General features: G+C 65.9%; 7 protein-coding genes. 4 read left to right on the forward strand and 3 right to left on the reverse strand.

The genetic code is table 11. From position 1 onward, the window contains the following. Nucleotides 1-146: 146 nt before the first annotated feature. Nucleotides 147-470 (reverse strand): helix-turn-helix domain-containing protein, encoded by a 324-nt coding sequence (locus AB0B63_RS27470; protein ID WP_357023815.1) that lies wholly within the window; start codon nt 468-470, stop codon nt 147-149. Between the two features lie 153 nt (nt 471-623). Here AB0B63_RS27470 and AB0B63_RS27475 point away from each other — a divergent pair, with 153 nt between their 5' ends. The 4 genes from AB0B63_RS27475 (at nt 624) to AB0B63_RS27490 (ending at nt 5,981) form a co-directional block, all read left to right on the forward strand. Then, nucleotides 624-1,220, forward strand: coding sequence for a hypothetical protein (locus AB0B63_RS27475; RefSeq protein WP_357023818.1), 597 nt, complete (start codon nt 624-626; stop codon nt 1,218-1,220). Between the two features lie 715 nt (nt 1,221-1,935). Then, complete coding sequence (locus tag AB0B63_RS27480; RefSeq protein ID WP_357023821.1) at nt 1,936-2,175, forward strand: hypothetical protein; 240 nt, start codon at nt 1,936-1,938, stop codon at nt 2,173-2,175. Continuing rightward, nucleotides 2,172-3,092 (forward strand): IS3 family transposase, encoded by a 921-nt coding sequence (locus AB0B63_RS27485; RefSeq protein WP_357023824.1) that lies wholly within the window; start codon nt 2,172-2,174, stop codon nt 3,090-3,092. The genes AB0B63_RS27480 and AB0B63_RS27485 overlap by 4 nt, the downstream gene beginning before the upstream one ends. A gap of 321 nt (nt 3,093-3,413) precedes the next feature. Then, a complete protein-coding gene (locus AB0B63_RS27490; RefSeq protein ID WP_357023827.1) occupies nt 3,414-5,981 on the forward strand; it encodes a Nuclease sbcCD subunit C in 2,568 nt (855 codons plus the stop codon). Between the two features lie 132 nt (nt 5,982-6,113). Here AB0B63_RS27490 and AB0B63_RS27495 read toward each other — a convergent pair whose 3' ends face one another. Further along, a complete protein-coding gene (locus AB0B63_RS27495; RefSeq protein ID WP_357023830.1) occupies nt 6,114-7,208 on the reverse strand; it encodes a three-Cys-motif partner protein TcmP in 1,095 nt (364 codons plus the stop codon). Between the two features lie 102 nt (nt 7,209-7,310). After that, a complete protein-coding gene (locus AB0B63_RS27500; protein WP_357023833.1) occupies nt 7,311-8,075 on the reverse strand; it encodes a phage Gp37/Gp68 family protein in 765 nt (254 codons plus the stop codon). Nucleotides 8,076-8,412: the final 337 nt, after the last annotated feature.

Raw genomic sequence — 8,412 nt, forward strand, 5'->3', positions numbered from 1 at the left:
GCGGCATCGGTTTGTCGATCGACATCCACGCGTGACACGCCGCGACGATCAAGTCATCGACGGCCACCGGCCGTCGCCGGGGTCGACGCTGTGGCCGGCGGGTCCGCCCTCCGGTCCCGGCGAGACCGGAGGGCAGCGCGGAGGGGTCAGGGCGGGCCCCCGACGCTGTCTGCGTCCCCTGAGTCCGGCCCGGGACCTGCCGGATCCGGCAGGTGCAGCATGGCCAGGATCGGCGCGGTCGGTACCCGGTAGTGGGTACCGACCCGGTACAGCGGCGTGGGGAACGCGTCGCGGCGGGCCAGCTTGTAGGCGGCCGAGCGGGACATGCCCAGGACGGCGGCGGCCGTGGCGAGGTCCGTGCTCGGACCCAGCGCGCGGATCCGCTCGGCGGTCCACGCCTGCCGCTCCTCACAGCGGGACGCCCCACCGGTGGCGGGCGTAGCGGTTCGGGTTCGTCGTGGCGGTCGCATGGTCGATCTCCCTGATGAAGAAACTCGCGGTGGCATGGTGAAAGACCCGGCGACGAAGGACGCCGGGTCCGAACGGTGCGAGGCGTGTCCTGGTGTACGGGCCGTGGCGCGGCGGTAGCGTGGTCGGCCGGCGGCGGCAGCGGGAGGTGAACGGTGGCCAGGACGTGGTTGTCGATCCGGGTCGAACTCGTCTCCGGGCGGGGCGAGGACTACTGGCCCCGGCCGGGCCGGATCCTCGCCGCCGCTAGGTCGCACACGTTCGAGCAACTGGGCACGGCCATCGACCTGGCCTTCGCCCGCTGGGACCTCGCGTACCTACGGCTGTTCACCCTGGCCGACCAGACCCCGGTCTGCTCCTTCCGAACGTGGGAAGACACACCGGATGGCGCGGTGGACAGCGACAGGGTCAAACTGGGCCGACTCGCCCCGGGTGATCGGTTCGCCTACGTGTTCGACATGGGCGACGACTGGGCCCACCTGTGCACCGTCGGCCGCAACCGCATCGACCCACTCGACGAACTCGGCCTGGCGGTCACCCAGCCCACTCCGTACCGGGGCTGGGGCGACCTACCGGACCAGTACGGCCGCCGCTGGGACGGCGACGACGGGTCCGCCGCGCCGAGACCCAGCGAGCCCTTGGCCGACCTGCCGCCCATCCTGCCCTGGTGGGCCCCCGACGGCGGTAGCTACAGCCGACGACCGTCGTCGCCGGCTACCACGCATCCGCGCAGCGCGACGTGTCGCAGGTGATGCCGACGGACGGCGGCGACCAGGCCGCCCCTCCACCCTTGACAGAGCTACGGGAACCCGGTGCCAGGCGATGCGCTCACACCCCCAAACCGGGCTCTGTCAGCTCTGGCGAACACTTCCCGGCCTCACAGCCCTCTGACAGCGGCTCACAAGGCCACGGCGATCTCACAGAACATGCAAAAGACGCTGGCCACTGAGGCTTACAACTTGCCCGCTGGGCTCGCGGTCCGGCCTGCCCTGACCGGTCGGATAGACCGAGCTACCTCTTGCAGGGAGCCAAGCCTCACCGCTTCCGCCCGCTCAGGGAACAGGACCGGCGGGATCGTCGGTTGGTCAGCGCTGTCAGCCCTCCGACTCGTCGACGTAGCCCGTGACAGTCGTCGTGGCGCTGTCACTGTCTTCCGGGGTCGACTTCTGTCAGAGGTCCGCCGTCATGGCGGAGCCCACGCTGACAGATGTCACCGCGCCGCGACGGTGGTTCTGACAGAGGCTGCCGGCCTGACAGCTACTCTCGGTACTCTGACAAGAACGCTCACAGCCTGACGGGCCTCTGACAGTGGGCGCTGTCAGAGCTGCTGACAGAGATGGCACCTGACCACCCGCGATGTTTCGAAGAGTCAACCGTCTCCCCATCGACGCATTCCTACTCGCGGATGGCACTGCGGCTCCGCCTGTCAATCCGCAGTTCAGAACCGCTCTGTCAGCGATCAGTCCGATGATCGTCGTACCGCTGACCTGTCGGTTCCTCTTGACGAAAGCATCCAGCCGCAGCGAGCAGGAAGCCCAAGTGAAGCAGGCCGAGACCGACGCTGGCCAGCGTCCGGGTACCACCAGCAGCGACGCCGAACGCCTTGCCGCCCTGGAACGGGAGGTGCGTGAGCTGCGCCGGGCGAACCAGATCCTGCGCTCCGCGGCGTCTTTCTTCGCGGCGGAGTTGGACCGTCCGTCGCGGTGAGGGTCGACTTCGTCGACTCCCAGAAGGCCGAACACGGTGTCCAGCCGGTCCTGCAGGCGCTGCGAGGCACGCCGGCACAGATCGCACCGTCGACCTACTACGCCGCCAAGACCCGCCCCGCCAGCGCACGGTCGAGGCGCGACGAGGAGCTGACCGCGATGATCGAGCAGATCCACGTGGCCAACTACGGCGTCTACGGAGCCCGCAAGGTCTGGCACGAGCTGCGCCGGCAAGGGGTGCCGGTGGCCCGGTGCACCGTCGAGCGGCTGATGCGCCAGGCCGGGCTACGCGGGCTGCTGCGCGACAGGTCACCGCGTACGACCCGACCGGCGGCGGAGACCGGCCGCCCGGGCGACCGGGTCAGACGGGACTTCACCGCAGTGCGTCCGAACCAGCTGTGGGTCGCCGATCTGACCTACGTGCGCACCGCCGTGGGCTGGGTGTACGCCGCGTTCGTCCTCGACGTGCACTCCCGGCTGATCGTCGGCTGGCAGGTGTCCACGTCGTTGTACACGGATCTGGCTCTCGACGCGCTGAAGATGGCTCTCTGGCGCCGCGAGAATCATGGCGCTGACCTGCGCAAACTAGTCCATCACTCGGACCGAGGAGTCCAATATCGAGCGATTCGCTACAGCCAGCGACTCGCCGAGGCCGGCGCTGTCGCCTCGGTCGGGTCCAAGGGCGACTCGTACGACAACGCGATGGCCGAGGCGTTCAACTCGCTCTACAAAGCCGAACTCGTCCGCAACCGAGGCCCGTGGCGTGGACTCGACGACCTGGAGATGACCACCGTCGAGTACATCGACTGGTACAACAACCGCCGGCTCCACGGCGAACTCGGACACGTCCCACCCGCCGAACACGAAGCCCTACACGCGATGACCCAGCCCGTCACCGCACCACTGAAAACCAGCTAACCAACTCTCCATCAAACCCGGGGCTTGACACCTCGTACGAGGCCACCATCTCGTTACGCCGGGATTCGCCAGCGGGTCAGACGGCTGATCAAGCCAGATGGCTTGGCGGGGCTCCATCCCCTGGCGCTTATTCGTACGTATGAGCGGGTGTCGCACCTCTTCTTGGTTCACTGGCCGTTACAGTGTCGACCCGGATGCTGAGACCACAGCGAATGATCACTTGGAGCGAGCGCCTTGACGTCAGCAACGGTGGATAGCCGGCCGGCATCGCTGGCGACCACAAGACACGGTCCCGCGCGGTTCTGGGCTGTCGATCTTCACGTGCACACTCCAGCCTCACGCGATGTCGACGTCCGTACCTACGGCGCTAGCGAGCCTCGTCAGATCGTCGACGCGGCGATCGCTGCCGGACTGCACGCGATCGCCGTCACCGACCACAACACCGCTGACTGGTGCGACCGGATGGCCGAGGCCGCTTGCGGCACTCCGCTCGTGGTGCTGCCTGGCCTGGAGCTCAGTACAGCCGAAGGCCATCTCCTCGCCATCTGGGAAGAGGGCACCCCGGCACAGCACCTGGAGGACGTGCTCGTCGAGCTCGGTGTTCTCCGCCCCGACCACGGTGAACTGCATAAGGCCCTGGAGAAAGGCTTCACCGAGGCGGCCAAGGTCATCACCACCCGTGGCGGACTGGCGATCCCGGCACACGCCGATCGAGAGAAGGGCCTTCTTCGTCTCGCCGTGGCCGACCGCATCAGCCAGACGCTGCTCGACGACGCCATCGGCGCGGTCGAGATCGTCGACATCACTGAGGCAGAGAGAATCAAGGCCCGGCTCGTCGGCCGGCGCGAGCTCGCGGTCATCCGTAGTTCCGACACCACCGCACCCGGCGCCAGCACCCACGTCTTGCACGGCATCGGCCACCGCCGTACCTGGATTAAGGCGTCACGCCCAGACCTTTGCGGGCTTCGGCACGCACTGGCGGATCCGGCCCTGCGTGTCAGCCTGGAAGAACCAATGGCGCCGGAGCACACGGTAATCGAGTCAGTGACCGTGACTGGCGGGTTCCTCGACGGTCAGCAGTTCCGGTTCTCGTACGACCTGAACTGCCTCCTCGGCGGGACCGGAGCGGGTAAGTCGCTGCTCATCGAGCTGGTGCGGTTCGCTCTCGACCAGCAGACCGACGCCGGAGACTTCCCGCAGGTCCGCAAGGAGGTCGAGTCCCGCCTGAAGTACGCGCTCACCTCGGGCTCCACAGTCGAGGTCGTGCTCACTCGCGGCCACGCGCGGTGCCTCGTACGCCGCGCGTACTTTGAAGACGGCTCCACCCAACCCGAGTTCATCGGGGATACCGAGCAGCTAACCGGCCTGTCCGGCCGGATCGCGATCACCGGGTTCTCCCAGAGCGAGGTAATCGAGTACGCCCGGACGCCGGTCGGCCGGATGGCGCTCATTGACGCCGCGCTTGATCTCACCGAGTTCGAGATGCGTGAATCTGAAGCGGTAACCCGGCTCAACGAAAACGCAGGGCTCATCAGCTCACTCGAAAACAAGATCACCCAAACTCGCACGAGGCTGGAAACCCTTCCGGAAGTTGAAAAGCGGCTAGATGAGCTGTCCGGCTTGTTCGACGGCGAGACCATCAAGATGCAGTCGAAGTGGAGTGCGGAGAAGGCACTCTTCGAGCCCTTGGTCGGCATCCCGGAACTAAAGGTCATCGCCCGGACGGACAGCGGGGAGAGGTTTCGGGTCTCGGCCGCCATCGCCGAAAACCAGGACCTCTATCAGCGAGCACAGGCGACATACGCACAATTGCGCGACGCGATTGAGGAGACGAACGCGCAGTTGGCGCAGGTTCTGCTGGTGGTGAACAAGGAACTGGCCGATATTCGGCAGGTGTGGATCGAGCGGTACCGGCAGTTCGACGCTGAACTCGCAGAAGCGGTCAGCCGTATCGATATAGACAACAGAGGCCTCGCCGCGCTGCGTACGCGGCTCGTCGAACTTCAGACAGAGAAGGCGAAACTCGACGCGCAGCAGACTCAACTCAACGATGAGTTCCTGCCGAGCCTAGCCGCAGCCACGTCGTACCGGGAAGAGCTAATCACCGAACTCATCGAGGCCCGCAAAGCACGGCGGCGACGGCGTGAGGACCGAATCAAGGCGCTCAACAAGCTGATGGGCGGCATCGTCCGGATCAAGATGCTCCCCGAAAACGACGACTCCGCCTACCTGACCGACCTGACGGCCATCGCCAAGGGCTCGCGGCTACGCGGGCCGGTCCTCCAGCTGATCTGCAAAGAGTCGACCCCGGTTAAGCTGGTCCGCTCCTTCCTCGCCGACGACGTCGACGGCGTGTGTGCCGCCACGGGTGCCGAGCGCAGACACGTCGAGACGCTGTTCGAGCACGTGCGGGAGAAGGGCGCCATCGAGGAATTCCTGCGGATGCAGACCCTCGACCTGCACGACGGCCTCTCCGTCGAGTTCCGCAAACACGCCAACGACGGGTATGTGGCAATCGAGCGGCTCGCGCATGGCCAGAAGTGCACTGCCATCCTCATCATCGCCCTCGCCGATGGCAACGACCCCCTGATCATCGACCAGCCCGAGGACGCACTCCACGCCCCATGGATCGAGGAATACCTCGTGGCGAAGCTTCGTGACCTGCGAGGCAGCCGGCAGTACATCTTCGCCACCCGCAGCCCCGGCCTCGTCGTATCCGCCGACGCCGAGATGATCATCACCCTTACGTCGGACGCGGCGAACGGTGTCGTCGAGGCAACCGGATCCCTCGAGCGCCACGACCTCAATACGCTGGCGCTATATCACCTAGAAGGCGGACCGATTCCGTTCAAGCGTCGAACGGTCAAGCTGGGATCGTCGATGATGTGACTCACGATCGGAAGACGCCGGACACGGACAGATTGACCAGTGATGCCGCCATCACCCCCTACAGCTCTCGGCCGCGCTCACCCTGGCGAATCCTCAGCCAAGGTCTCCGCCTTCGCTGGGTGGGGCGGCGCACTAGACGGCTGAGGCTGGGGCTAGGGAGATTATGGAGGTACGCCGTAGCGTGCCGCCGCCTTCGATGTTGAGTGCACCGTGGTCCATCAGGGGTTTCAGCGCCGTGATCACGTGTTCCGGTCGGTACACCGTTTCCAGCAGGGCGAAGTGTCGCAGGTCTTCGACGCGGACGGGTCCGCTGCGTTGAAGCTGTTGGGTGAGTAGTCGGGTCAGCGGTCCGAGTTGTGGTTCGTTGACGTCGAACAGCGTCTCGGCCTGTTCGTCGCGGGGGTCGCGGAAGCCGACGCCTTGGGTGCGGTCGACCTCCCAGAGGCTGTCCTTCATCTTCTGCACGCCGAGACGATGGCCGGTGCCGAAGATCAAATAGAGCGGCTGCCCCTTCCTGGGGATCAGCTCGAAGTCCAACAGGTAGTGAAAGCCTGCTGCGTGCAGTGCTTGCCGGTAGCAGGTGAGAATGTGCCGGCTCTTCGCTCCTGGCGCCAGGTCTGCCACGGATCGCCAGGCGGGGTTGCCGCCGAACACCGCATCGCCAGCTTCGCCGAGGTCGCTGACGAAGCGTACGAAGTGCTGCGGGAATAGGGTGACGATGACCTCGCTGGAGACATTCGTGGCCAGGCGCCGAAGGAGGCGATATGGCACTGGCGCGTTACCCCAGGAGTCGAGGTTGGCGAAGATCGGTTGCCCCCAGGCGCGCATCTCGTCGAGGGTGACCTCCAGATGGGAGGCGCAGGTACCCTTAACGATCTTTACGGGCATGGCTGCATCGGTGCGCGGCCGTTCGGGGAATGCCTTCGTCAGGGTCACCCGGAGCATCTCGACGCAGCGTTGGTCGTCGTCGACAAAGGCGAAGCGGGCGACACCCTTTGTCTTTGGCACCTTGTTGACCAGCGCCCGCATTGCTATGACTGGCGACCCCGGCTCGTCGCCCTTGTAGATCCCTGGGCCGGCGAAGCCCTCGGCGTAGGTGACCGAGGGATAGGCGTTGGAGCCGGCGAGGAGGATGGGAAACCAACGCTCAAGGTAGCGCTGGTAGATGTCGTGCTTGGCACCCGTGTGTGGGGCGCATTCCCACGGCACCTCACCATTGACCGGCATCCGCACCCCCTGGCTACCGACAGTCAGGCGTCAGTGTCTCATCGCAACGTCGTTGACGGAACCCATCGACCGATGGCCGACTGTGCGAAGCGACTACGGCGGTCACGCCTTCAGTGGGGTGCCAGCGGATATGCGCTTGGGCATGGCCGAGTGTTCGCGCCCGTCTAGCTCACGGCCGCCAGCCTTCGGTGTGCGGCCCCCCCACTGTTTGAAGAAGAAGGCGGTCCCCGCCTCGCCGCACCGATCCCGCAGCTGCCGGACCCACAGCGGGTCCACTGGTCGGTGAACGGGTCCGGACTCGCCTCCAGCGATGAGCCAGTCGATGCCGTTCAAGTTCAAGTCAGTTAACGGGCCGAGCAGGGGCTCTGCGGAGATGAAGCGGACAGCGGCCGGCACCCGCCGCAAGTCGTCCACGCGGGATAGTTCTGTGGGGCCCTCCACGCTGACGCCCATCCAGATGTTCGGTGCCCAGTCCAGCTGCGGGGCCACCTTCGCCAGCCTGCCTGCTCGTTTAGTGAGCAGCTGGTAGGTATGCTGCGGCGTTTCGCGCATCACCTCGAACACCCGCTGCACGAAGGGCAGCGGTACGCGAGCGTGGAAGAGATCCGACATCGAGTTCACGAATACGATCCGGGGATCGCGCCAGCGGCGGGGGACTTCCAGGGCGTCCTCGTGCACCGCGACCCCGAAGCCCGGCCCGGAGGTGCGCGGATCACCGTCGGTCTGGTACTTGGCTGACCCCATAGCCTTCAGCCGCTTCGACAGAGTGAGGGCGTAGCAGTTGTCGCAGCCCCGGGAAACGCGATCGCACCCGGTGGTGGGGTTCCACGTCGCCTCTGTCCACTCGATGGGACTGTGGTCCGCCACCGAATCACCTCCCTCACACCTACCCTGTCGAACGTCCGTACGATACGGAAGCGACCGCTGAAAGTCACCGCTTGACTGGACGTTGACGATGTCGCGACACCGCGTACAACGGCTTGGCAAGCGGATAGACGTTGGTGGCGGATGCTGTTCACGAGCATGACGCAACCCATACGGCAGCCGGTCAGCGGGTCAGCATGGCCGGACTGCCTTCGCGAGAGCCACGCGCCAACCGCTGAGTCGGTTGCGGGTCTGCTGCACCGATAGGTGACATCTGAGATGGCTTGCCCTGCGGGCGGGCTGGAAGGATGTTGCTGTGCCCAAGCCCTACCCCCGAGAG

The organism is Micromonospora sp. NPDC049081, assembly GCF_040648835.1.
Taxonomy (GTDB): domain Bacteria; phylum Actinomycetota; class Actinomycetes; order Mycobacteriales; family Micromonosporaceae; genus Micromonospora; species Micromonospora antibiotica.

Excerpts from the sequence above, each read along its gene's own strand:
- AB0B63_RS27470 (WP_357023815.1), bottom strand. The coding sequence starts at position 470 with ATGCGACCGCCACGACGAACCCGAACCGCTACGCCCGCCACCGGTGGG.
- AB0B63_RS27480 (WP_357023821.1), top strand. The coding sequence starts at position 1,936 with ATGATCGTCGTACCGCTGACCTGTCGGTTCCTCTTGACGAAAGCATCC.
- AB0B63_RS27495 (WP_357023830.1), bottom strand. The coding sequence starts at position 7,208 with ATGCCGGTCAATGGTGAGGTGCCGTGGGAATGCGCCCCACACACGGGT.